The sequence below is a fragment of the Streptococcus sp. 2020WUSS089 genome, from assembly GCF_044427405.1.
GTDB lineage: Bacteria > Bacillota > Bacilli > Lactobacillales > Streptococcaceae > Streptococcus > Streptococcus hashimotonensis.
Genome location: NZ_JAOTGD010000003.1, coordinates 46,570 through 69,204, shown reverse-complemented (window position 1 = coordinate 69,204; position 22,635 = coordinate 46,570). Strand labels below are relative to the sequence as shown.

Here is a 22,635-nt window from a genome sequence, read left to right as displayed (position 1 = left end):
AAAGACTATGGATGTAAAACAAGCATTACTCTGGATGGAGACATTCAACAAGAAAATTCAAGAAAACAAAGATTATTTGAGTGAGCTTGACTCTCCTATCGGAGATGGAGATCACGGGGGCAACATGGCGCGAGGAATGGCTGCCGTCATGCAGGAGCTATCTGAAAAAGACTATGAGACTGCGGACCAAGTCTTTAAGGTGGTTGCCATGCAACTTCTCAGCAAGGTTGGCGGTGCTTCCGGTCCTCTCTACGGCTCTGCCTTTATGGGTATTACCAAAGCCAGTCAAGCCGGCTCGGATTTAGCTGATATGCTTCAAGCAGGTTTGGACATGATCCAAAAACGCGGCAAGGCTGAATTAGGCGAGAAAACCATGGTAGACGTTTGGATTCCTGTTATTTCTGCCCTAAGAGAAAGCCAACTGACAGCGGAAATTATCCATAAAGCCGTTCAAGGGACAAAGGATATTGCTGCAACCAAGGGACGCGCGTCCTATGTTGGGGAAAGGTCTATTGGACACATTGACCCAGGTTCTTTCTCATCTGGACTTCTCTTTGAAGCCATGTTGGAGGCAGGACTATGACAAAGGTTGGTATCTTACTCGTATCCCATTCAAAAAATTTGGCCCAGGGAATCATCGACCTAGTATCTGAAGTCGCCAAAGATATTCCCATTACCTACTGTGGCGGATTAGAAGATGGTAGCATCGGTACTAGCTTTGAAATCGTACAAGAGCGAGTTGAAGCAAACCCTGCTGATACCCTCCTTGCCTTTTTCGACCTAGGTAGCGCCCGAATGAACATGGAAATTGCTGCCGATTTTACAGACAAACAAATTCTTATCCAAACCGTACCAGTCGTCGAAGGTTGCTACACTGCCGCAGCTCTCTTACAGGCTGGAGCTGACTTGAAGACTATTCTTGAACAATTAAAAGAACTGACAATCAATAAATAGGAGGTCATTATGAATCTGATTGGAGAATTACTTGGAACTTTCATACTAGTATTACTTGGAAACGGTGTGGTTGCATCCTGCATCCTCTCTAAAACCAAGGCTGAAAATAGCGGCTGGCTGACCATCGTACTAGGATGGGGCATCGCTGTCACAATTGCCGTCTACGTATCAGGAATTTTTGGACCTGCCCACCTGAATCCAGCTGTCACTATCGCAATGGCATCTATCGGCTCCCTACCATGGGTTCAAGTCCCTGGCTTCCTACTTGCCCAATTTGCTGGAGCAATGTTGGCATCCATCGTCCTCTATCTCCATTTCTACCCACATTGGCAGGAAACAAAAGATAGCGGAACAATCCTTGCTACCTTCTCTACTGGACCAGCTCTTCGTCACACAGCTTCAAACTTGCTCGGCGAGGCTCTTGGCACAGCTGTCTTAGTCATGGGAATCCTTGCAATTGGCCCTAACAATGTCAGCGCTGGCCTCGGCCCAATCATTGTGGGACTTATCGTATTTGCAATCGGCTTCTCACTAGGATCTACAACAGGCTACGCAGTCAATCCTGCTCGTGACCTTGGTCCTCGTATCATGCATGCCATCCTTCCAATTCCTAACAAGGGAGATTCTGACTGGTCTTATAGCTGGATCCCAGTTGCTGGCCCAATTCTTGGAGGAGTCGCAGGAGCTATCCTCTATAACCTCCTACTAAATATGTTATAAAAAAATAGGCTTTTGGAAAAAGACCCGCGCAACTTATCAGAGTTCGTGTCAACATCTCAGCGCAGTGGTTGATTGGCAGATTTATTCGTGTTTCACACTCCAAATCTGACCTAATCAACTGTGCGGGGGTGGAAAGACGAACTCTTTTTGACCTAGTCGAGTTCTTTCCCACTCCCATTTTATCAACAAAGACTTGGCTATCATCAACCAAGTCTTTTTCTGTTATTCATTTTCTTTTGTAAGGATTTGCAAGGTTTCAAGGAGTTGGTCCACATGAACTTCCACAGTATCACCTGTGCCCTTGATTTTCACTTCGACGATGCCATCAGCTGCTTTTTTACCAACGGTCACACGGATTGGCAAGCCAATCAAGTCACTGTCAGAGAACTTAACGCCGACACGCTCATTACGGTCGTCTGTCAAGACTTCATAACCAGCTCCGACCAAGCTCGCTTCGATAGACTGAGTCAAGGCCATAGCTTCTTCATCTTTGACATTGACTGGAATCAAATGCACATCAAACGGTGCCAATTCTTTAGGGAAGTTGATGCCCCAAGCGTAACGGTATTCGCCTTTTGGTGTCTTGTTAACAAAGAGGCGAGCGTGTTGTTCAAGAACGGCTGACAAGAGGCGGCTAACACCGATTCCATAGCATCCCATGATAATCGGCATAGAACGACCATTCTCATCCAAGATGTTGGCATTCATGCTGTCTGAATAGCGTGTACCGAGTTTGAAGATGTGACCAATCTCGATACCACGGGCAAAGTTGAGAACCCCGTGTCCATCTGGAGAAGGTTCGCCTTCCTTGACTTCACGAATGTCCACATACTCAGTCACTTGGAAATCACGTCCCGCATTGGCACCTGTGTAGTGGAAACCGTCTTCGTTGGCACCGACAACAGCATTTTTCACATCTTGCACCTTGCGGTCTGCAATAATCTTGATGTTTTCTGGCAAGCCGACTGGTCCAAGGGAACCAAAACCTGCACCGAAGATTTTTTCAGCATCCGCTGGGCCTGCTACATCAAAGAAATCTGCTCCGAGGTGGTTTTTCAACTTGACATCGTTCACTTGATCATTGCCAACAAGGAGGGCAACAACTGGCTCGCCATCTGCCATAAAGAGCATGGTTTTGATAGTTTGCTCTTCCACGACATTCAAGAAGGCTGCCACTTCATCGATCGTTTTAGCATCTGGCGTCGCCACTTTAACCAAGTCTTCTTCGACGACAACTGCTATACTTGGTTTGTACTCGCTAGTTGCCATTTCTAGGTTGGCAGCGTAGCCTGATTCGCTAGAGTAGGCGATGGTATCTTCACCAGACACAGACCATGCCAAGAGTTCTGCTTTGATTGCTTCAAGAACATCCTCTGGGATTTCCTCAAAAGAAGCAACCGACTTGTCCAAGACAACCCAACGGTCCAGGTCAGTACGGTCTGGAGTAATAGCCATAAACTCCTGGCTATCCTTACCACCCATGGCACCACCGTCACCGATGATAGCTTTGAACTCCAAGCCTGCACGAGTGAAGATTGCCTCGTAAGCCGCCTTGTAGTCATCATAGGTCTGGTCCAAGCTCTCATAACTAGCATGGAAGCTGTAACCATCTTTCATGATGAACTCGCGACCACGGAGAAGACCGTTACGAGGGCGTTTTTCATCACGATACTTAGATTGGATTTGGTAAATGTTAAGCGGCAACTGTTTGTAAGACTGGACCGCATCACGCGCCAAAAGAGTCACCGTTTCTTCGTGAGTTGGTCCCAAGATAAAGTCAGAACCTTCGCGGTTTTTGAGCTTGTAAAGATCATCGCCATATGTTTCGTAACGACCTGACTCACGCCAAATGTCCGCTGACAAGAGAGCTGGTGCCAAAAATTCAATAGCATCAATCTTATCAAACTCCTCACGCATGATATTTTTTGCTTTTTCAATCACACGGTTAGCCAATGGCAAGTAGCTGTAAATACCAGCAGAAATCTGGCGGACATAACCCGCACGTAACATCAAAGCGTGGCTAATCACCGACGCATCCGAAGGCATCTCCCGCAAAGTAGGGATAATCATTTTAGACTGTTTCATAGTTAAGATATAAGTGCGTTAAGAAAACGAAACGAAAATAGGAAACCTAACGCAGTGCTTTTGGCACTAGGCAGGTTTATCTTTTTCGTAAAGTTTTTAGCACGCATTCAGTTCCTTTCGTAGTTTACTTGATTAGGAATCACAGAAGTCACTTATCTGAACCCTCGCTGACGCTCGAGTTCAAATATGAAAACTCTCTGTTCCTTTCTTTTTCGTATTTTTCAGAACATCCTGCGTTTAGCACGCATTCAGTTCCTTTCATCATTTGTTTGACAGGAAGACACAGGTTTCAGCCCGTGTTCAATTCCTTTCGTAAATTTCAAATTATCTTAGAAGAAGACTCTTATAATATCATTCCAAGTGACTACTATCATAAGAACCACCATAACGGCTACACCTGCTAGAGTGATATAAGATTCCGTCTCTGGTTTGAGTGGTTTTCTGCGAATGGCTTCCAGAATATTCATAACAATCTTACCACCATCCAAGGCTGGAATTGGAATCAAATTGAAGATTCCAAGGTTAATGGAGAGCGCAGCCATTAGCCCCAATACAGAAACCAAACCAAATTCAGCCGCTTGAGAACTTACTTTATAAATAGCAACCGGTCCCCCCAACTGCTTAACATCAAAGTTTGCAATTAGATTCTTCAAAGCTGTCACAACCCTAAGAGCTGTCGCTCCCGCTTCTTGGAAACCACCGACAATTTTATCAACGAAACCAGTTTTCAAAATCGGTGAGATACCAATTCGATAAGCCCCATCTACTTGTTCAGCAGTAACGGAGACATGACGGTTTTTCCCATCATGCTCAACAACCAAATCAAAGCTTGGGGCTGTTGTTGCATCTGTCGCTGCTTTGCTAATAATCGTTGCAACTTCTGTGTAGCTGTCTGTCGCGTTCCCATTGACCGAAAGAATCTTGTCCCCTGTGACAACACCTGCAGCCTGCAAAGCACCACCTTCAGTAATACTTACTGCATTGCTTGATGGGTTGGCAACCCCGCCTTGCATGAAGAACAAAATAATAAATACTAGAATCCCTAGAATAAAATTATTCATAGGCCCCGCAAAGTTGGTCATCAACCGTCCCCAGACTGTCGCATTTTGATACTGAACATCAAGTGGAGCAATCCGAACTTCTGTTCCATCTTCCTCTACAATCGTGGCATCGTGATCAACCTTATAGGTCTTGCTTTCTTCCAAGACCAAGCCTGTGATTTCCAATTTTTCTTCAAAGTCAAAACTGGTTACATTCATTGGCAAACTGAGACTATCCAGTTGCTTACCAGACAAATTAATCCGCGTCACAACACCAGCTTCATTCAAGCTGAGGCTGGCAGGACTACCTGTCTTAATCTCTGTCTTATCTTCACCCCATCCAGCCATTCGAACATAGCCACCTAGAGGAAGAATACGGATGGTGTAAAGTGTCCCATCCTTACCCGTATGAGCGAAAATTTTGGGACCCATCCCAATCGCAAATTCCCTCACAAGGATACCCGCTTTCTTGGCGAAGTAGAAATGACCAAATTCATGGACAACCACAATCACACCAAATATAAATATAAATGCTAAAATTCCCTTCATAGTACCTCCTTAAAATAATCCAAAGAAGTGCATGATTGGAAAGACAAAAATCATACCGTCAAAACGATCCAGGATACCGCCGTGTCCTGGAATAATTTTTCCAGAATCCTTCACACCAAAATGGCGTTTAATAGCACTTTCTACTAAGTCTCCGAATTGTGAGAATATCGAGAAAATCACAACTAACAACAACATCATGCCAAATGAATAGCCCGCCAACAAGGACTTATCGACAATCAAGAAAATGATAGCAACTACCACCGCAGAAAGAATACCGCCTACAAAGCCTTCAACCGTTTTATTTGGTGAAACCTTCGGCAATAATTTTCTCCGACCAATCTGACGACCGATTAAGTAGGCACCAATGTCTGTTGCCCAGACTAAACAGAGGGCAAAGAAGACTTTATTGAGCCCATCCATACGAGCCAGTATCAAACTATGAAAGCCGATACCAACATAGAAACTTGAGGCAATTGGAAAGACCACATCGGAATAGTTGTAATGGCCGATATTAAAAACCGTCGAACCAAGCAGTAAAAATACTACAATGGCGTAGGCTGTGTAATTTCCATCCGTCGGTAAAAATGTCAGATAATTCTGGAGCGGAAGAGCCAAGACTAAACTGGCCAACATAGCTAGGACACCCTCGATAGAATTTGGTGCTAGGCGATGCATTTTAATCAATTCAGCCGTAGCAATGATAGCTAACAGGCCTACAAAAAATTGAAATGCCATCCCACCAGCCAACAAAAAGGGAATGAAAATAGCTAGAGCAATGCCGCCAAATATCACTCGTTTCTGTAAATCGTTTGTCATACCTTCTCCTTATACACCGCCAAAACGTCTGTGGCGACGGTTGTATTCTTTAATCGCTAATTTAAGTGCTTCTCCATCAAAATCAGGCCAAGCAATATCTGTAAAGTACAGCTCGCTGTAGGCTGTTTGCCACGACAGGAAGTTGCTAAGACGAAGTTCACCACTTGTACGGATAACTAGATCGGGATCGCGTAACGTTGGTGATAAGGTTCCTGTATAGAGGTAATCCGCTATTAATTTCTCATCAATATCACCAGGATTGAACTTGGCATCCAAGACATCTTGCGCAATAGCCTTGACTGCGCGAGTCACCTCATCACGACCGCCATAGTTCAGAGCGAAATTGAGAATCAAACCAGTGTTACTCTTTGTCTTTTGTTCAGCTTTATAAAGCGCATTGAGAGTCGGAACAGGAAGTTTGGAATGGTCACCAATCATCTGAATTTTGACATTATTGGCATGGAGTTCAGGAACATACTTATCATAAAACTCCACAGGTAGATTCATGATAAACTTCACTTCTTTTTCCGGTCGAGACCAGTTTTCTGTAGAAAAGGCATAGACAGTTAGCACCTTTACTCCCAAATCAGAAGCCGTCTTGGTAACCTTTTGAAGTGCATCCATACCAGCCTTATGCCCCATAATACGTGGCTGCATCCGCTTTTTCGCCCAACGGCCATTGCCATCCATAATCACAGCGATATGCTTAGGGACTTCAATTGCTGTTTCAATGCTTTCTTTCTTTTTAAAATTAAATTTAAACATGGTATTTTCCTTATTGTATAATCGTTTCATTATACCATATTTTTACCTAGGATAGCAAAAATCAGGCAGGGCTAAAACAAGAGAAAACCAAGGTTTCCCTCGGTTTTTCATCCTTATTCTTCAATTGCAGATTCTGGAGTCGCTTCTGTCGTTTCAACTGCCACTTCTTCAACAACTGCAGATGTAGTACCTGAACTTGCCACACGATTACGAATAGCACCACGTTCAAATGTCAAATAAACACCATCAACATCGAGAACAACCTTTTTATCATCGATTTCATCGACAATACCAAATAGCCCACCAATGGTCACAATTTCATCACCTTTTTTGATTTGATTTAGTGCTTCTTGACGTTGTTTTTGTTGTTTACGTTGCGAATAGAACATAAAACCAATCATGGCAACCATGACAAGCGGCAAAAATAAACCTTCCATTTGTTTACCTCTTTTATTGTTTGATAAGCATGATTATATCAAATTCTGGACAAGAAAGCAAAGTTCGACCAAACAGAAAAAGACCGAACTTTCGTTCAGTCTTCGCACACTATTTTGCGCTCCATACACTCTCAAGGATGTTGGTCTGTTCACGACCAGGACCTACTGAGAAGGTTGAGATACGAACGCCGACCAATTCGCTGATACGACGAACATAGTTGCGAGCCGCTTCTGGCAATTCATCCAGACTACGTACACCTGTGATGTCTTCAGACCAACCTGGCATTTCTTCATAGATTGGTTTGCAACGTTTGAGTTGCTCCAAGCTTGCTGGGTAGTGGTCAATACGCTCACCATCCAAGTCATAAGCCACACAGATTTTCAACGTTTCAAGACCTGACAAGACGTCAATCGAGTTGAGGGACAAGTTGGTAATACCTGACACACGGCGGCTATGGCGCATCACCACTGAGTCAAACCAACCGACACGGCGTGGACGGCCAGTTGTCGTACCGTATTCCTTACCGATTTCGCGGATACGGTCTCCGATTTCATCGTGCAATTCAGTTGGGAATGGTCCGTCACCAACACGGCTAGTGTATGCCTTACATACACCAACAACCTTGTCAATCTTGCTTGGGCCGACACCGCTACCGATGGTCACACCACCAGCAACTGGGTTTGAAGAAGTAACGAATGGATAGGTACCTTGGTCAATATCCAACATAACCCCTTGCGCACCTTCAAACAAGACACGTTTACCTTGATCGAGAGCATCGTTCAAGATAACAGAGGTATCTGTTACATACTTTTTGATTTCTTGACCATAAGCATAGTATTCTTCAAAGATTTCATCAAACTCAATCGGAGTTGACTCATACATTTTCTCAAACAAACGGTTTTTCTCAGCCAAGTTTGTTCTCAAACGCTCCGCAAAAATCTCCTTGTCCAAGAGGTCTGCAATACGGATACCAACACGAGCTGCCTTGTCCATGTAAGCAGGACCGATACCCTTGTTGGTTGTACCAATCTTGTTCTCACCTTTAGACTCTTCTTGCAACTGGTCCAATTTGATGTGGTAAGGCAAGATGACGTGTGCGCGGTCTGAAATCCGCAAATTATCTGTTGTCACACCTGAATCATGGAGATAGTTGATTTCCTTCACCAAAGATTTTGGATTGACAACCACACCATTACCGATTACAGAAATCTTTTCTGGGAAGAAGATTCCTGATGGAATCAAGTGCAATTTATACTTAGTGCCATCGATAACGATAGTGTGTCCAGCGTTATCACCACCTTGATAACGTGCGATTACTTCAGCATTAGCAGACAAGAAGTCTGTAATTTTACCCTTACCTTCGTCGCCCCACTGGGTTCCTACAACAACTACTGATGTCATATTCACTCTTTCTCTGAACTGGCTAACCAGCCCAGCCTTTCTTCTACTTCTGGCAGGAATCTCACCTGCAAGTTTCGTTTTACACACTATTCTATCAAAAAACGAACATTTTTTCAAGAAATTCCAATAATTTCATATATAGCGAATGTTTTTATTTTTTTAAAAGTATATTTCAAAAAAAATCCGATTAAACACACGAGATAGACATGTGTAAATATGCTTTTGACAGAGAAATCCGAAGTCTTTGTTTGCTTTCAGTGATTTTCAGTACATTTTTCACCAGAAACGTAGCAGAAATTTGTATTTGCCCTCCAATCTAGATAAAATTGGAATAAGACTTTGACAGAAATATAAAGGACTTAGTATGTTACAAAAATTATCACCAAACAGCCCCATCCTTCAGGCTACTTTTGGAATTGAGCGCGAATCACTTCGCATCAATTCAAACCACAGAGTTGCGCAAACTCCCCATCCTCATAAACTGGGTTCTCGTAGCTTCCACCCCTATATCCAGACAGACTACAGCGAGCCACAGTTAGAGTTGATTACACCAATAGCTCAGTCGACGAAGGAAGCGCGTCGCCTACTAGGAGCCATTACAGATGTTGCCGCACGTTCTATGGACAAGCAAGAATACCTCTGGCCCCTATCCATGCCACCTGTGATTTCAGAAGAAGAAATCCAAATTGCTCAACTAGATAGCGACTATGAGTACCAATATCGTGTCGGTTTGGGGGAACGCTATGGCAAGCTCGTCCAGTCTATGTCTGGCATCCATTATAATTTTGAATTAGGAAAAGACTTAACCCAACAACTTTTTGAATTAAGCGAGGAAACAGACTTTATCGCATTCAAAAATACCCTCTACCTCAAATTAGCACAAAACTTCCTCAACTATCGTTGGCTCTTAACCTACCTATATGGGGCAAGTAGCCTAGCCGAAAAAGGATTCCTAACTACGGAAGTCGGTTGCGTCCGTTCCATTCGTAATTCCAAGTACGGCTATGTCAACTACGATGATGTTCATATTTCCTTTTCTTCTCTCGAACAGTACGTGGATGACATCGAACAAGCTGTCCAGTCTGGTCAACTATCCGCTGAGAAGGAATTTTACTCTTCCGTCCGACTACGCGGAGCAAAGACTAGCCGTGACTACCTCAGCAAGGGGATTTCTTATTTAGAATTCCGTTCCTTCGACCTTAACCCCTATGACCCGCTTGCTATTAGTCAGGAAACCCTTGATACAGTCCACCTCTTTATCTTATCTCTTCTTTGGCTAGACCAACTGACAGATATTGATAACACCCTAGCAAAAGCAGATAAACTTAACAACCTCATCGCCCTTAGCCACCCACACACACCTCTACCTAGCGAGGCCGATGCCACGCCAATCTTGACGGCCATGACAGCCATAGTTCTACACTTTGGACTAGACGACTACTATGGCCAGCTCATTGCACATGTGGAGGACGCTCTTCAAGACCCACATCTGACCCTTTCCGGAAAAATAGCAGAGCAGGTTGAAGATGGGTCTCTAGAAAAGTTTGGTCAGCAGCAAGGACAAGTATTCCATGACTATGCTTGGACAGCCCCTTACGCCCTCAAGGGCTATGAAAACATGGAACTCTCCACCCAGATGATTCTCTTCGACGCCATTCAGCTGGGCTTGAATGTAGAGATTTTGGATGAGGAAGACCAGTTTCTCAAACTCTGGCATGGTGACCATGTCGAGTACATCAAAAATGGCAACATGACCTCCAAGGACAACTACGTCATTCCCCTCGCCATGGCCAACAAGGTCGTGACCAAGAAAATCTTGGACCAGGCTGGTTTTCCAGTACCTGCGGGAGCGGAATTTGCAAACAAGACAGACGCCCTGCGGTATTACGGACAGGTAGCCAGCTCTGCTATTGTTGTCAAACCAAAGTCCACCAACTTCGGTCTTGGCATCTCTATCTTCCAAGAACCAGCCAGCCTTGCGGACTATGAAAAAGCCCTGGACATCGCCTTTTCAGAAGACAGCCATGTGCTCGTGGAGGAGTTCGTGGCGGGGACCGAGTACCGTTTCTTCATCTTGGACGGCAAGTGCGAGGCTGTCCTGCTCCGCGTCGCAGCCAATGTCGTGGGGGACGGTAGCTCAACCATCCGTGAATTGGTGGACCAAAAAAACCAAGATCCACTGCGTGGGCGTGACCACCGTTCACCGCTGGAAATCATTAACTTGGGCGACATCGAACTGCTTATGTTGGAGCAGCAGGGCTACACACCCGATACAGTTTTGCCAGAGGGCGTTCAAGCCTTTCTGCGTGGCAATTCCAATATCTCAACGGGTGGCGACTCCATCGATATGACCGACCAGATGGACGAGTCCTACAAGCAACTGGCCGCTGATATGGCGACTGCTATGGGAGCTTGGGCCTGCGGTGTGGACTTGATTATCCCCGACCGCACCAAGCCAGCCAGCAAAGAAGAGCCTAACTGCACCTGCATCGAACTCAACTTCAACCCTGCCATGTACCTGCACACCTATACTTACGCAGGACCTGGACAGAGCATTACGCCGAAGATTTTGAAAAAATTGTTTCCAGAGCTATAGTTTTCCATTTTCCTTACTTTGTTAGTACTTACTTCAAAGATTCGTAGAACTCTTGAAGGCTGGAGATAGGGCAAAGTACATTCGCCTCAATAGCGACAGGTTGCTGGGAGTGGGAAAGCCCAGCCTCAGTTGGAAATAAGACTTGCCTCTCTATAAACGAGTTCAAACAAACCAGTGGATTGTTTGAAGCGGGAAAACCAGAAACGGGGTTCCTCTTGCGTCTAAGTAAAAAAGTCAACTAAAGAACTATATATCTGCTTTGCCCCTTTGTTCCTTCACAAAACCTCCCAACTAATGTTAAACAAAATGAATATGGCACCAAGATAATCATTTATATCTCGGTGCTTTTTTATGAACCAATTCCCTGTATTCAATCCAATTGTTCGTTTATTGTTTTGTTTTCCAATGTATTTTTACTGTTTCATTTGATTTTTTAAAAATATCCGTATTATATCCAGAAAAAGTATTCCAAACGACTCATTTTTTGTTAAACTATATGTATATAACAATCGCAGACGTTTTGATAACGTCCATATATAACAAAAAGGAGTTTTATATGAAGATTAGAAACCGTTCTCTCTTCTATACCGTAGGTTCTGTAGCGGTAACAGCCGGACTCTTGCTTAGTCTCGCCACTTCGCCCATACCATCTGTGCACGCTACTGAAGTGGCGATAGAGAATTATCCGTCACTTGCAATAACCAAGTCGGAAGTCACGATACAAGGCTATCTTATTGCACCACTTAATAGTAGCGGAACTGCTTTTGACGCTACTAACAAAACAAATCTAGCCCTTGGTGCAAGCATGGATACTGCGGCCGCCGACACTATCCCTATTCAACTAAAGGAACCACTTCGCAGCCAATTCAACCTCGTTGATCATCCCGAACTAGTCGGAAAATTGGTTCGCATCACAGGAACTAGCGATACATACATGAAGCGAGCTGGGATCAAACCAGCTACAGCGATTGAAATCGTAGATTCATCTTCTACTAATGTTCAGCCACCAACCAGTGAAAATACGACTACCGAGTCAAGTGACCTTGTTTCTACACCGATTGCTACTGTTCGTTCCGGTGCACAAGGAACAGAGTACACAGTCTCTGGTAAAATTATTAGCCTAGTAAACGGTTGGGGAGGAAATGGTTTCTACCTCCAAGGTTCTGACGGTGCTGGTATCTATATCTACCCTGGGGCTGCCTTGGGCTATCAGCCTGGTGATACCGTTCAATTAACAGGAACATTGGGTGAGTATAAAGGCGAACTCCAACTAACCACAGTTAGCAACCACAAGGCTATATCTGAGCATTTCAACACTCCTATTACAGAAACAAACATCGCTCAGTTAGCAACGCAAGCACAGGCAACACTAGTTTCTCTAAAAAACTTGACTGTCGGAGACATTCAAAGCGATAGCTATCAAAATTCTACCTTTACTGTAACTGACTCCGAAGGACAAACTGTGGAGGTGCGTTTAGATAGTCGAACAGGTATCAAAACAGCTGATCTTTTGAACCATATCAACAAGGGAGATAAGATTAATCTAACCGCTATTTTATCCACCTATAACGGAAAAATACAATTAAAACCATTTGACCTCTCTCATTTTGAAGTCATTGAAAAGGCAACAACAGAAACAGCACCAGACAAGACCGAAACTGTAACAGTCGGTCACATTCAAGGTGCAAGTCACCAATCACCTCTAACCAATCAATCTGTGATTCTTAAAAACGTCGTAGTAACCTACGTTACCTCTGCCAATAACTTCTACGTGCAGGATGTCACACCAGATGGAGATGTCAAAACATCTGACGGTATTAATATTTTTACTGACAAATTAAAAACAAATGTCAAGGTAGGAGATCTTGTCACTATCGCAGGACGTGTAGAAGAATACCTCGGAAAAGGTTATACAGAACGTGGGGAAACAGACTTAACCATCACACAAATTCGAGCTACTGAAGTAACTGTGGATGGGACTGCACCTGTACCATCTCCTATAGTCCTTGGTCTTGATCGGACCATCCCAGCAAATATTATTGACAACGACGGTTTGGCTCAATTTGATCCAGAACAAGATGCACTCGATTTCTGGGAATCCGTTGAAGGCATGGTAGTTGCCGTTGATGATGCAAAAATCCTCGGTCCACTAAAAAACAAGGAAATCTATGTCACTCCTGCCACTAGTCAACTTCCTTTAAACAATGTCGGAGGCGTCAACCTTCGCCCTGAAGGGAATAATACCAATATCATTCCACTCCTTTTGAAAAATGGAAAACAGATCGTCAAATCAGGAGACTATTTTACCGGTCGTATTGCTGGACCAGTTACCTACTCTTACACCAATTATAAGGTCTATGTAGATGATAGCACCCTTCCAACCTTGCACGAAGGAGCTACAAAACCAGAAACAACAACCATTATCCCAAATGATGACAAGCTGACTATCGCTTCTTATAACATTGAAAACTTCTCTGCTGATAGTAAGTCAACATCAGACGCTAAAGTCCAACGCATTGCCAAATCCTTTGTTTCAGACCTACATTCTCCAGATATTATCGGATTGATTGAAGTGCAGGACAACAACGGTGCTACAAACGACGGTACAACTGATGCTAGTAAGAGTGCTGAGCGCCTGATTGCAGCCATTCAAGCAGCCGACGGACCAACCTATACCTATGTGGATATTGCTCCTGAAAACAACAAAGACGGCGGACAAGAGGGAGGCAATATTCGCGTCGGCTTCCTCTACAACTCCAAACGTGTCAGCCTATCTGACAAACCAATCGGTACCGCAACACAGGCAGTAGCTTGGGAAAACGGCGAACTCAATCTCAGCCTGGGCCGAATCGACCCAACCAACAGCGCTTGGGCAGCTGTCCGCAAAACACTTGCAGCTGAATTCGTCTTCAAAGGCGAGAAAGTCGTTGTCCTTGCCAACCATCTCAACTCAAAACGCGGTGACAATGGTCTCTACGGAAAAATCCAACCTGTCAGCTTCAAGTCCGAAGAAAAACGCCACATACTAGCACAAATTATCGCTGACTTTACAAAAGCAGGCTTAACTCAAAATCCAAATGCTAATATCGTTATGCTAGGCGACTTCAATGACTATGAATTTACTAAAACCATAGAAATTTTAGAAACAGGAGGAATGGCTAACCTCGTTAGTCGTCACGATGCATCCGATCGCTTCTCTTACTTCTATAACGGAAACAATCAGTCTCTTGACAATATGCTAGTATCAACTAACTTATTGGAGCGCTATGCCTTTGATATGGTCCATGTCAATTCAGCCTTTATGGAAGAACATGGCAGAGCTTCTGACCACGATCCGCTATTGGTACAACTAGATGTGACAAAGGCGCAAGAACCAACTCAACCAGAACCAAGCGACAAGCAGACAGATGACTCAGGAACAGTCAACAATAGTGATGACAATGGTACGCCCAACAATAACAAGCTAACAAATCTTTCAACTTCTAATCAAACATCTGTAAATACTGATGACCGTTCTGGCACTACAGACAAGGGACAAACAACCGTGACCCCTACTGCCAAAAACAGTCAAAAGAAAATCCTTCCAAAGACAGGAGGAGAAACAAGCTTTGTACTTATCACAATCGGTCTCGTAATCTTGAGTGCCTGCCTTGTTAAAAAACAAAAAGAATCCTAATCATTTTTCGAGCTTGAAAGCATGACTTTCAGGCTCATTTTTCTACTGCTCCACCTCCACTTGTGCTATAATTAAAGTTATGGATAAAATTATTAAAACACTATCAAAAAGCGGGCATTTCCGTGCCTTTGTGCTAGATAGCACAGAAACCGTGAAAACAGCCCAAGAAAAACACGACACTATGGCGTCATCCACCGTTGCTCTGGGGCGCACCCTCATTGCCAATCAAATTTTGGCTGCTAATGAAAAAGGCGATACAAAAATCACCCTGAAAATCTTGGCCAGCGGTGCTGTTGGGGCTATCATCTCCGTTGCCAATACCAAAGGTCAGGTCAAGGGCTACATTCAAAATCCAGACTTGGACTACAAACGGACCTCAACTGGCGAAGTCATCGTTGGGCCTCTTGTGGGCAATGGTCAATTCCTGGTTATCACAGACTACGGAACAGGCCACCCCTACAACTCCATGACGCCCTTGATTTCTGGTGAGATCGGTGAAGACTTTGCTTACTTCCTGACAGACAGCCAGCAGACACCTTCTGCGGTGGGACTAAACGTGTTATTAGACGAAGAAGACAAGGTCAAGGTAGCTGGCGGATTCTTGTTGCAAGTTTTACCAGGTGCAACCGAGGCTGAAATTGCCCGTTTCGAGAAACGTATCCAAGAAATGCCTGCCATTTCGAGCTTGCTGGCTTCTGAAAACCACATAGAAGCTCTGCTATCCGCCATTTATGGCGACGACGACTTCAAACGCCTATCCGAAGAAGAAATCGGATTTGTCTGCGACTGCTCTAAAGACCGCTTCCTCGATGCTCTAGCCAGCCTGCCAAAAACGGATCTGCAAGAGATGAAAGACGAGGACAAGGGCGTGGACATCACCTGTCAATTCTGCCAGACCCATTACCACTTTGACGAAAACGATTTGGAGGAACTCATCAATGGCTAATCTCAATACCCCTTTCATGATTGGTGATGTGGAAATCCCCAATCGCTGCGTGCTGGCCCCAATGGCTGGCGTGACCAACTCGGCCTTCCGCACCATTGCCAAGGAAATGGGCGCAGGCCTGGTCGTTATGGAAATGATTTCTGAAAAAGGCCTTCTCTACAACAACGAGAAGACCCTCCATATGCTCCATATCGACGACAACGAATACCCCATGTCCATCCAGCTTTTTGGTGGCGATGCCGAAGGACTGAAACGGGCTGCCGACTTCATCCAAACCAACACCAAAGCTAATATCGTAGATATTAACATGGGCTGCCCTGTCAACAAGGTCGTTAAAAACGAAGCTGGTGCCAAGTGGCTCAAGGACCCCGACAAGATTTACCACATCATCAAGGAAGTGACCTCAGTCCTCGATATTCCCTTGACTGTTAAAATGCGGACGGGTTGGAACAATACCGACCTAGCAGTCGAAAATACCCTGGCCGCAGAAAGTGCCGGTGTGTCTGCCCTGGCCATGCACGGACGGACCCGCGAGCAGATGTACACAGGAACCGTTGACCTGGAAACCTTGACTAAGGTGGCTAGCAGCCTAACTAAGATTCCCTTCATCGCAAATGGTGACATCCGTACTGTAGAAGATGCTCGCCAACGAATCGAGGAAGTCGGAGCTGATGCCGTCATGGTCGGACGGACTGCTATGGGAAATCCTTACATCTTCAACCAAATCAACCACTATCTTGAAACAGGAGAAGTCCTGCCCGACCTCTCCTTCGATGACAAACTCAATGTCGCCTTCGACCACCTGACCCGATTGACCAATCTCAAAGGCGAATCCATTGCCGTACGTGAATTCCGTGGTCTTGCTCCTCACTACCTCCGTGGTTCAGCAGGTGCCGCCAAGATCCGTGGTGCCGTTGCCCGAGCAGAGACTATCGAGCAGGTCCAAGAACTCTTTGACCAAGCTAGAGAGGCCTATCAAGAACGGATTGCTAAATAAGATAAACTGGCAGGTTAAAACTCGCTAACAATGAAACAGAAAAACGCATAAAGCCAAGATGATAACTTGATTTTATGCGTTTTTTCTATGTTGTTTTACAGTCTTTCCTTTCCAAAAAAGGCAAGAAAGGCTGGAGCAATGTAATCCTGATATTGTTGAGGTTGTTCACGAATGAGGGTCGCTGAAATACCAAATTTTCTAGGACTATAATGAGCTTGATAGCCTCGACTTTGCAGTTCCTGAGCGTATTCTTCCTCAGACACATAGAAGACTGGCGTTTGATGTTCAGACAAATCCAATAAACCAAGCAAGCGGTCTAACCAAAGGTCCCAACCATCTGGATAGGGAGGCAAGTCCGTTTCATCCAGGGCACGAACTTCGACAAAATCATCTTCCTTAAACTGCTCTTGAGCAAATTGAAATCGTTTGGTCAGGTCTAAACCTATCCTATCTCCTCGATCCTTGTCATATCCTGAAACCACCACATAAACCTGACCACAAGCCAACTTTGCTCGTTCAATCAAATCCAAATGCCCCTTGTGCATGGGGGCAAAGGTTCCGAAAACAACAGCTATGGTTTGATTCATAAATTTCCTTTCTACTTGCTAAAGAGGCGAGCAAGAAGCCCAGCACCTCTTCTCAGAGTTCGTGTCAACATCTCAGCGCAGTAGTTGATTGGCAGATTTGTTCGTGTTTTACACTCAAAATCTGACCTAATCAACTGTGCGGGGGTGAGAAGACGAACTCTTTTTTAGACTAGTCGAGTTCTTTCTCACTCCCTATTTCATCCTTTTTTCAAAACGGAAGAACAATTCTGCATCTGGAAAGTCAGGCACATGTTCCATGGGGTGGGCTGGATTGAAAAACTCCACAATCTGAAAGCCACATTTATTGACATAGAAATGAATATTGCGTACCTCAAAATACGGTGTGTGGGTTTCCCAAACTTCTGTATCTGGATAAGCCTGCTCGATAGCCTGCCAGATGGTCAATCCCAAGCCTTTGCCCTTATGATTGCCATCAACAAACAAGAGGTCCAAGGAGTTGCGCTTGGTTGCTGAATCAATCTGCACAACGACACCGCCTACCAAGTCATTTTTCCAATAAACCTGAAAGGCTTGAGCCTTAGGGGCAAGCAAGCTTTCCAAGATTTCCTCACGGCTAATCACCTCTTCCCCCTCTGGCATTTCCTCTGCCAAGGCTTCTAAAAACGCAGCTTGATTGCGGCGGATAAATTCTTCACGCTCTTCTTCCAGAAGCAGTCTTAGTTCTAGCATTTTACCACCTATTTGACCACATCAAACTTGAGCTCTTCGCCCTTGACCCCAACCTTCAAGGTCGAACCAGTAGACAAGTCACCACGGAGCAACAGTTCTGCCAATGGGTCTTCTAATTTGGTTTGCAAGAGTCTACGAAGTGGACGAGCCCCCATTTCTGGATCGTAACCTTGTTTAGCCAATAATTTGAGGGCGGACGGTTGCAGTTTAAGGGTAATGCCCTTCTCAGCTGTGACAGTCAACAATGGTTTAATCATGACCTTGACAACATCCTGCATATGAGTTTCCGTTAGGCTATGGAAGACAACTTTCTCGTCAATACGGTTGATAAATTCTGGACGATAGGCTTTTTTCAATTCCTCAAAAATGCGTTTCTCCACTTCCTTGTGGTCCTTAGACAAATCAAGGGCACCAAAACCAACTGTCTTATCATCACGAAGGGCTGTTGCTCCAAGGTTTGACGTCATGATAATAATGGTATTTGAGAAATCAACCTTACGTCCCTTACTGTCTGTCAGAACACCATCATCCAAGACCTGTAAAAGAACATTGAAAATATCTGGATGAGCCTTTTCAACCTCATCAAAAAGAAGAACAGAATAAGGTTTGTTACGAACTTTTTCTGTCAATTCGCCACCTTCCTCATAGCCCACATAGCCCGGAGGGGCACCGTTTAAACGGCTGGCTGCGAATTTCTCCATGTATTCAGACATATCAAAACGGATAAGAGCAGATTCATCATCAAAGAGAACCTCTGCCAAGGCCTTAGCAAGCTCTGTCTTACCAACACCAGTTGGTCCCAAGAACATAAAGGAACCAATCGGTCTGCGACCTGTACGAATCCCTGACTGATTACGGCGAATAGCTCTGCTAACTGCAGAAATAGCTTCTTCTTGACCGATGACACGTTTATGCAGTTCTGCTTCCAAATTCAGATATTTCTTGGTATCTGACTGACTGAGCTTGGCTACAGGAATACCTGACAAGCGGCTAAGTGTTTCTAAAACATCTTCTTCTGTTACTTCAAGGTCATAGTTTTGACTAGCCTCGGCATCTTCTTTCGTTTTAATCAAAAGCTTGCTGACAGTCTTATATTTTTTATCCATCAAGGCCTTGTCAATACTCGTCAGTCCCGTTTCCTCAGCCTGCCCTTTCACTCGATTTTGTACCGTTGCACTGGCTTCATCCAGCAGATCAATGGCAGAATCTGGCAGGTTTTTACTGGTCAAATACCGCTTAGCGTAGGTCACAGCAGTTTCAACAGCAGTATCTCCAATACGGACCCTGTGGTATTTCTCAAAAGTACCTTTTAAACCAGTCAAAATGGCAATGCTATCTTCCACTGTCGGCTCTTCAATGGTCACTTTGGCAAAACGACGAACCAGGGCTGCGTCTTTCTCAATATGCTTTTGATACTCTGTCTGAGTTGTCGCTCCGACCGTACGGAGGGTGCCACGAGCAAGAGCTGGTTTGAGGATATTGGCTGCATCCAAGGTCGAATCAATCCCTGACCCAGAACCCATAATGGTATGCAACTCATCGATGAAGAGGATGACCTGACCATCTTCCTCGATATCGTTGATGATATTATTCATCCGTTCTTCGAAATCACCACGGAAACGAGTTCCAGCGATAACGTTCATCAAGTCAAGTTCCAAAACCCGCATCTTAGCCAAGCTGACAGGGACATCACCTGCAGCAACACGTTGAGCAAGACCCAAAGCAAGCGCAGTTTTTCCGACACCAGCATCACCAACCAGAACTGGGTTGTTCTTGGTTTTACATGATAGAATTTGGATCATCCGTGCAATCTCAGCGTCTCGACCGATGACAGGTTCAATCTTCCCTTCACGCGCCAAAGCTGTCAAATCACGAGTGTAGTCTTCTAATCCACCACTTTGAGGTGCTGGGGGCATTCCCATCATCTGTCCCATATTAGTAGGTTTGGCTTTGCCACCCTTCATCACACTGCGGATAGCTTTAAGGTCCTCTTTGGTAAATCCCGCACGTGCCTCCAAGTTTTTACGCAAGTCCAAGAAACGAAACTTATCATCTGAGTCTTCAAAATAAAAACCTACCTTGTCCAAAATCTGACTAGCTGTTGACCGCTTGTCCAACAACATAGCCATAAACAAATGCTCCGTTCCCAGCTCCTTAGCCTTGACGACTTCTGCAATTTTCTTGGCAAAATTAGCCGTTTCATCCAAACGTTTAGAAGATGGTAAAATACGAAAACTATCCAACTCTTCACGATAGACCTTGTCGGTCACAACAAAAGTTGCATGTTCATAGTCAGAAATTGAAATAGGATATTCTGCCAAAACAGCGCCGGCGACTGTATCATGGTTGATAACGAAAGACAAGAGAACATGCCAGGTTTCCAAGTAATCACAGGCATAACGTTGGGCCACTAACTGGGCATCTTCAAAAACCCGTTGTAAACCAGTTGAAATTTTCATGAATTATTCCTCTTTCCTATCTAAACGTCGTAGTATTTGACGCATCATGCGTGCTCGAATAGTACTTGCATCTTTTCCTAATATTTCATCAGATCCTGTGGACAAAAAGAGATTGCCTTCTCGTTCTGTCATCAATCCTTCATCAAAAAGGAGCTGTAAAATATCCGCATAAACCGTCGCAGACAACTGCTCACCCATATTGTTTAACAAATCATGGACCAGTTCGTGCTTATCCGAAAAGGTAATCCGCCCAATTCGGATATAACCACCGCCACCACGCTTGCTTTCCACAATATAACCACGGCTGGCTGTAAAACGGGTTTTAATGACGTAGTTAATCTGACTTGGCACCACTTCAAACCGACTGGCCAATTCACTTCGACGCAACTCAGCTACACTGACTTGGTCCAAGATGGCTTTGATATGCTCTTCTATATAATCCGATGTATTCTTCATCGCCATAGTATCGCCTCTTTCTTTGACTATCTTTGACCATTATACCTTAAAATGACGAATTTTGAAAGCAAAAGCCTAGCAACTAGCGTAGCAGAATTTTGAAATCTGCTCTGCTTTATCCTATAATAAAAGAAAAATAGAAAGGACTAGGGTCTCCGTATTTGGTTGAACTGAATACGGGCTACGGACGAGGCCAAAAAGATAAACAAGAACTAGTCGTCGTTCTGTTTCCTATTTTGTCTGTGTCCGCTTAAGGCCCTTTATATCTTATACCATGAACTTTCAAGATTACATTCAAGACTTTACAAGTGTGACTGTGGAGCAGGCACAGAACCTTCTAGCTGCAAAAGAGGGGGCTGTTCTCTTCATCGGACGAGCAACCTGCCCTTACTGCAACCGCTTTGCGCCAAAACTCCACAAGGTCGCCCAAGACAAGCATGTGACCGTCCACTTCCTCGACTCCAGCCAAATCAATCCTGAACTCCAGGCCCTCCGCGACCACTACCAAGTCCCAACTGTTCCAGGTCTTTTGGTCGCTAAACCTACTGGCGTCCAAGTTCGCTGCGACTCCAGCATGACGGAAGAAGAAATTGTGGCTTTTATTGAGGACTAATGCTAGACATTTCCTACCAAGCCAACGCCTTCCACATCTCTTATCAAGGAAGACCACTAGGCAAGATTCACAGCTACCAAAATCCCTACCACCAGACCAATATCTATCTGCGACTAGATTTGGTTGATTTCGATTGCACCATAGCAGAGCAGCTCTTCCAGTCCCTACAGACTGCCTTGGACGGAAATCCTCTTCAGGTGATGCTCTCCTCTGCAGAGCAGGAAAGAATCCATTTCCTCACCGCAGCTGGCTTTGTCTGCAAACGGAAATGTTACGAGTTTGAAGTGACCAAACAAGACTATCTTGGTCAAACAGGCACTACCAACCTAGACATAGCCCGCAAAGGCACCGCACCTTATCAAATAGCCTGTCAGCAAATTTTTGACTACTATCAAACAGTCCACCAAGACATCAATCCTTGGACTGCCAGTCAAGAAGAATTTGAAAAGGGCTTACCTGATCTGGTTTATACAGACTCAGAAAACTGGGCCTTCGTAGAAAACAATGAAATTGCCTACGTATGCGGAAAAGATGAACAAAGCTTTGATTCCTTCATCCAAGCAGTTATTTGCCAACTATTTGAACAGTATGAGCAGATTAGCTTTGAGGCTGATGACTGCGATCCTATCGCCATGCGTTTAGCTGACCAATTCCGACAACCAAACAAGCCTAGCTGGGATACTTATATTTTAGAAATCTGACAAAAAGCACCGACCACAAGGCCGGTGCTTTTTAAGGAGATTATGAAAAATATTTAGGATTGATACTAGTATAACCGAATCAAACATAGCCGACATCCGCCCTAAGACCGATTTTACAAAAAAAGAACTCCCTTTCGGAAGTTCTT

General features: G+C 44.5%; 19 protein-coding genes. 9 read left to right on the top strand and 10 right to left on the bottom strand.

Features of this window, described 5'->3' with window-relative positions; all coding sequences use genetic code 11:
• Positions 1-7 precede the first annotated feature (7 nt).
• The 3 genes from dhaL to ODU46_RS03980 are packed head-to-tail and all read left to right on the top strand — an operon-like array spanning position 8 to position 1,674.
• Complete coding sequence (dhaL, locus tag ODU46_RS03990) at positions 8-583, top strand: dihydroxyacetone kinase subunit DhaL (RefSeq protein WP_398579281.1); 576 nt, start codon at positions 8-10, stop codon at positions 581-583.
• Positions 580-954, top strand: coding sequence for a dihydroxyacetone kinase phosphoryl donor subunit DhaM (gene dhaM / locus ODU46_RS03985; protein ID WP_398579280.1), 375 nt, complete (start codon positions 580-582; stop codon positions 952-954). Before dhaL ends, dhaM begins: the two co-directional genes overlap by 4 nt.
• 9 nt (positions 955-963) lie before the next feature.
• A complete protein-coding gene (locus tag ODU46_RS03980; RefSeq protein WP_222759405.1) occupies positions 964-1,674 on the top strand; it encodes an MIP/aquaporin family protein in 711 nt (236 codons plus the stop codon).
• Positions 1,675-1,896: 222 nt separating this feature from the next.
• Here ODU46_RS03980 and ODU46_RS03975 read toward each other — a convergent pair whose 3' ends face one another.
• From ODU46_RS03975 to ODU46_RS03950, 6 genes are all read right to left on the bottom strand, one after another.
• Entirely contained in the window at positions 1,897-3,759 is a 1,863-nt protein-coding gene (locus tag ODU46_RS03975) for a proline--tRNA ligase (RefSeq protein WP_398579279.1), read from the bottom strand.
• 329 nt (positions 3,760-4,088) lie between these two features.
• A complete protein-coding gene (gene rseP / locus ODU46_RS03970) occupies positions 4,089-5,348 on the bottom strand; it encodes an RIP metalloprotease RseP (protein ID WP_024384493.1) in 1,260 nt (419 codons plus the stop codon).
• Between the two features lie 9 nt (positions 5,349-5,357).
• Positions 5,358-6,164 carry a phosphatidate cytidylyltransferase gene (locus ODU46_RS03965; protein ID WP_014638692.1) on the bottom strand — a complete coding sequence of 269 codons (807 nt, stop codon included), beginning with the start codon at positions 6,162-6,164 and terminating at the stop codon, positions 5,358-5,360.
• A 9-nt stretch (positions 6,165-6,173) separates the two neighbouring features.
• Positions 6,174-6,929 carry an isoprenyl transferase gene (locus ODU46_RS03960; protein ID WP_398579278.1) on the bottom strand — a complete coding sequence of 252 codons (756 nt, stop codon included), beginning with the start codon at positions 6,927-6,929 and terminating at the stop codon, positions 6,174-6,176.
• Positions 6,930-7,042: 113 nt separating this feature from the next.
• Positions 7,043-7,366: a preprotein translocase subunit YajC gene (gene yajC / locus ODU46_RS03955; RefSeq protein WP_014638693.1), complete on the bottom strand. Its 324-nt coding sequence runs from the start codon at positions 7,364-7,366 to the stop codon at positions 7,043-7,045.
• Between the two features lie 109 nt (positions 7,367-7,475).
• Entirely contained in the window at positions 7,476-8,768 is a 1,293-nt protein-coding gene (locus tag ODU46_RS03950) for an adenylosuccinate synthase (protein WP_002937782.1), read from the bottom strand.
• 364 nt (positions 8,769-9,132) lie between these two features.
• Between ODU46_RS03950 and gshAB the strand changes: the two genes are divergently transcribed.
• The 4 genes from gshAB (at position 9,133) to dusB (ending at position 16,983) form a co-directional block, all read left to right on the top strand.
• Positions 9,133-11,364: a bifunctional glutamate--cysteine ligase GshA/glutathione synthetase GshB gene (gene gshAB, locus ODU46_RS03945; RefSeq protein WP_398579277.1), complete on the top strand. Its 2,232-nt coding sequence runs from the start codon at positions 9,133-9,135 to the stop codon at positions 11,362-11,364.
• Positions 11,365-11,920: 556 nt separating this feature from the next.
• Positions 11,921-15,040: a DUF6359 domain-containing protein gene (locus ODU46_RS03940; RefSeq protein WP_398579276.1), complete on the top strand. Its 3,120-nt coding sequence runs from the start codon at positions 11,921-11,923 to the stop codon at positions 15,038-15,040.
• A gap of 79 nt (positions 15,041-15,119) precedes the next feature.
• Positions 15,120-15,986 carry an Hsp33 family molecular chaperone HslO gene (gene hslO, locus ODU46_RS03935; RefSeq protein ID WP_024407276.1) on the top strand — a complete coding sequence of 289 codons (867 nt, stop codon included), beginning with the start codon at positions 15,120-15,122 and terminating at the stop codon, positions 15,984-15,986.
• Entirely contained in the window at positions 15,979-16,983 is a 1,005-nt protein-coding gene (gene dusB / locus ODU46_RS03930) for a tRNA dihydrouridine synthase DusB (RefSeq protein WP_398579275.1), read from the top strand. Before hslO ends, dusB begins: the two co-directional genes overlap by 8 nt.
• Before the next feature lie 95 nt (positions 16,984-17,078).
• Here dusB and ODU46_RS03925 read toward each other — a convergent pair whose 3' ends face one another.
• From ODU46_RS03925 to ODU46_RS03910, 4 genes are all read right to left on the bottom strand, one after another.
• Positions 17,079-17,570 (bottom strand): adenylyltransferase/cytidyltransferase family protein, encoded by a 492-nt coding sequence (locus tag ODU46_RS03925; protein WP_395325812.1) that lies wholly within the window; start codon positions 17,568-17,570, stop codon positions 17,079-17,081.
• Between the two features lie 192 nt (positions 17,571-17,762).
• On the bottom strand, positions 17,763-18,260 hold the full coding sequence (locus ODU46_RS03920) for a GNAT family N-acetyltransferase (protein ID WP_202851237.1): 498 nt from the start codon (positions 18,258-18,260) through the stop codon (positions 17,763-17,765).
• Between the two features lie 8 nt (positions 18,261-18,268).
• Positions 18,269-20,719, bottom strand: a complete 2,451-nt coding sequence (locus ODU46_RS03915) for an ATP-dependent Clp protease ATP-binding subunit (RefSeq protein ID WP_398579274.1) — start codon at positions 20,717-20,719, stop codon at positions 18,269-18,271.
• 3 nt (positions 20,720-20,722) lie between these two features.
• Entirely contained in the window at positions 20,723-21,181 is a 459-nt protein-coding gene (locus tag ODU46_RS03910; protein ID WP_002937810.1) for a CtsR family transcriptional regulator, read from the bottom strand.
• 268 nt (positions 21,182-21,449) lie between these two features.
• Between ODU46_RS03910 and traF the strand changes: the two genes are divergently transcribed.
• Both traF and ODU46_RS03900 read left to right on the top strand, forming a co-directional pair.
• On the top strand, positions 21,450-21,788 hold the full coding sequence (traF, locus tag ODU46_RS03905; protein ID WP_398579273.1) for a conjugal transfer protein TraF: 339 nt from the start codon (positions 21,450-21,452) through the stop codon (positions 21,786-21,788).
• Positions 21,788-22,489, top strand: a complete 702-nt coding sequence (locus ODU46_RS03900) for a GNAT family acetyltransferase (protein WP_398579272.1) — start codon at positions 21,788-21,790, stop codon at positions 22,487-22,489. The genes traF and ODU46_RS03900 overlap by 1 nt, the downstream gene beginning before the upstream one ends.
• Positions 22,490-22,635 lie beyond the last annotated feature (146 nt).

Bases quoted from the DNA above. Each gene is read 5' to 3' on its own strand.
- dhaL (WP_398579281.1), top strand. From the start codon at position 8: ATGGATGTAAAACAAGCATTACTCTGGATGGAGACATTCAACAAGAAA.
- dhaM (WP_398579280.1), top strand. From the start codon at position 580: ATGACAAAGGTTGGTATCTTACTCGTATCCCATTCAAAAAATTTGGCC.
- ODU46_RS03980 (WP_222759405.1), top strand. From the start codon at position 964: ATGAATCTGATTGGAGAATTACTTGGAACTTTCATACTAGTATTACTT.
- ODU46_RS03975 (WP_398579279.1), bottom strand. From the start codon at position 3,759: ATGAAACAGTCTAAAATGATTATCCCTACTTTGCGGGAGATGCCTTCG.
- rseP (WP_024384493.1), bottom strand. From the start codon at position 5,348: ATGAAGGGAATTTTAGCATTTATATTTATATTTGGTGTGATTGTGGTT.
- ODU46_RS03965 (WP_014638692.1), bottom strand. From the start codon at position 6,164: ATGACAAACGATTTACAGAAACGAGTGATATTTGGCGGCATTGCTCTA.
- ODU46_RS03960 (WP_398579278.1), bottom strand. From the start codon at position 6,929: ATGTTTAAATTTAATTTTAAAAAGAAAGAAAGCATTGAAACAGCAATT.
- yajC (WP_014638693.1), bottom strand. From the start codon at position 7,366: ATGGAAGGTTTATTTTTGCCGCTTGTCATGGTTGCCATGATTGGTTTT.
- ODU46_RS03950 (WP_002937782.1), bottom strand. From the start codon at position 8,768: ATGACATCAGTAGTTGTTGTAGGAACCCAGTGGGGCGACGAAGGTAAG.
- gshAB (WP_398579277.1), top strand. From the start codon at position 9,133: ATGTTACAAAAATTATCACCAAACAGCCCCATCCTTCAGGCTACTTTT.
- ODU46_RS03940 (WP_398579276.1), top strand. From the start codon at position 11,921: ATGAAGATTAGAAACCGTTCTCTCTTCTATACCGTAGGTTCTGTAGCG.
- hslO (WP_024407276.1), top strand. From the start codon at position 15,120: ATGGATAAAATTATTAAAACACTATCAAAAAGCGGGCATTTCCGTGCC.
- dusB (WP_398579275.1), top strand. From the start codon at position 15,979: ATGGCTAATCTCAATACCCCTTTCATGATTGGTGATGTGGAAATCCCC.
- ODU46_RS03925 (WP_395325812.1), bottom strand. From the start codon at position 17,570: ATGAATCAAACCATAGCTGTTGTTTTCGGAACCTTTGCCCCCATGCAC.
- ODU46_RS03920 (WP_202851237.1), bottom strand. From the start codon at position 18,260: ATGCTAGAACTAAGACTGCTTCTGGAAGAAGAGCGTGAAGAATTTATC.
- ODU46_RS03915 (WP_398579274.1), bottom strand. From the start codon at position 20,719: ATGAAAATTTCAACTGGTTTACAACGGGTTTTTGAAGATGCCCAGTTA.
- ODU46_RS03910 (WP_002937810.1), bottom strand. From the start codon at position 21,181: ATGGCGATGAAGAATACATCGGATTATATAGAAGAGCATATCAAAGCC.
- traF (WP_398579273.1), top strand. From the start codon at position 21,450: ATGAACTTTCAAGATTACATTCAAGACTTTACAAGTGTGACTGTGGAG.
- ODU46_RS03900 (WP_398579272.1), top strand. From the start codon at position 21,788: ATGCTAGACATTTCCTACCAAGCCAACGCCTTCCACATCTCTTATCAA.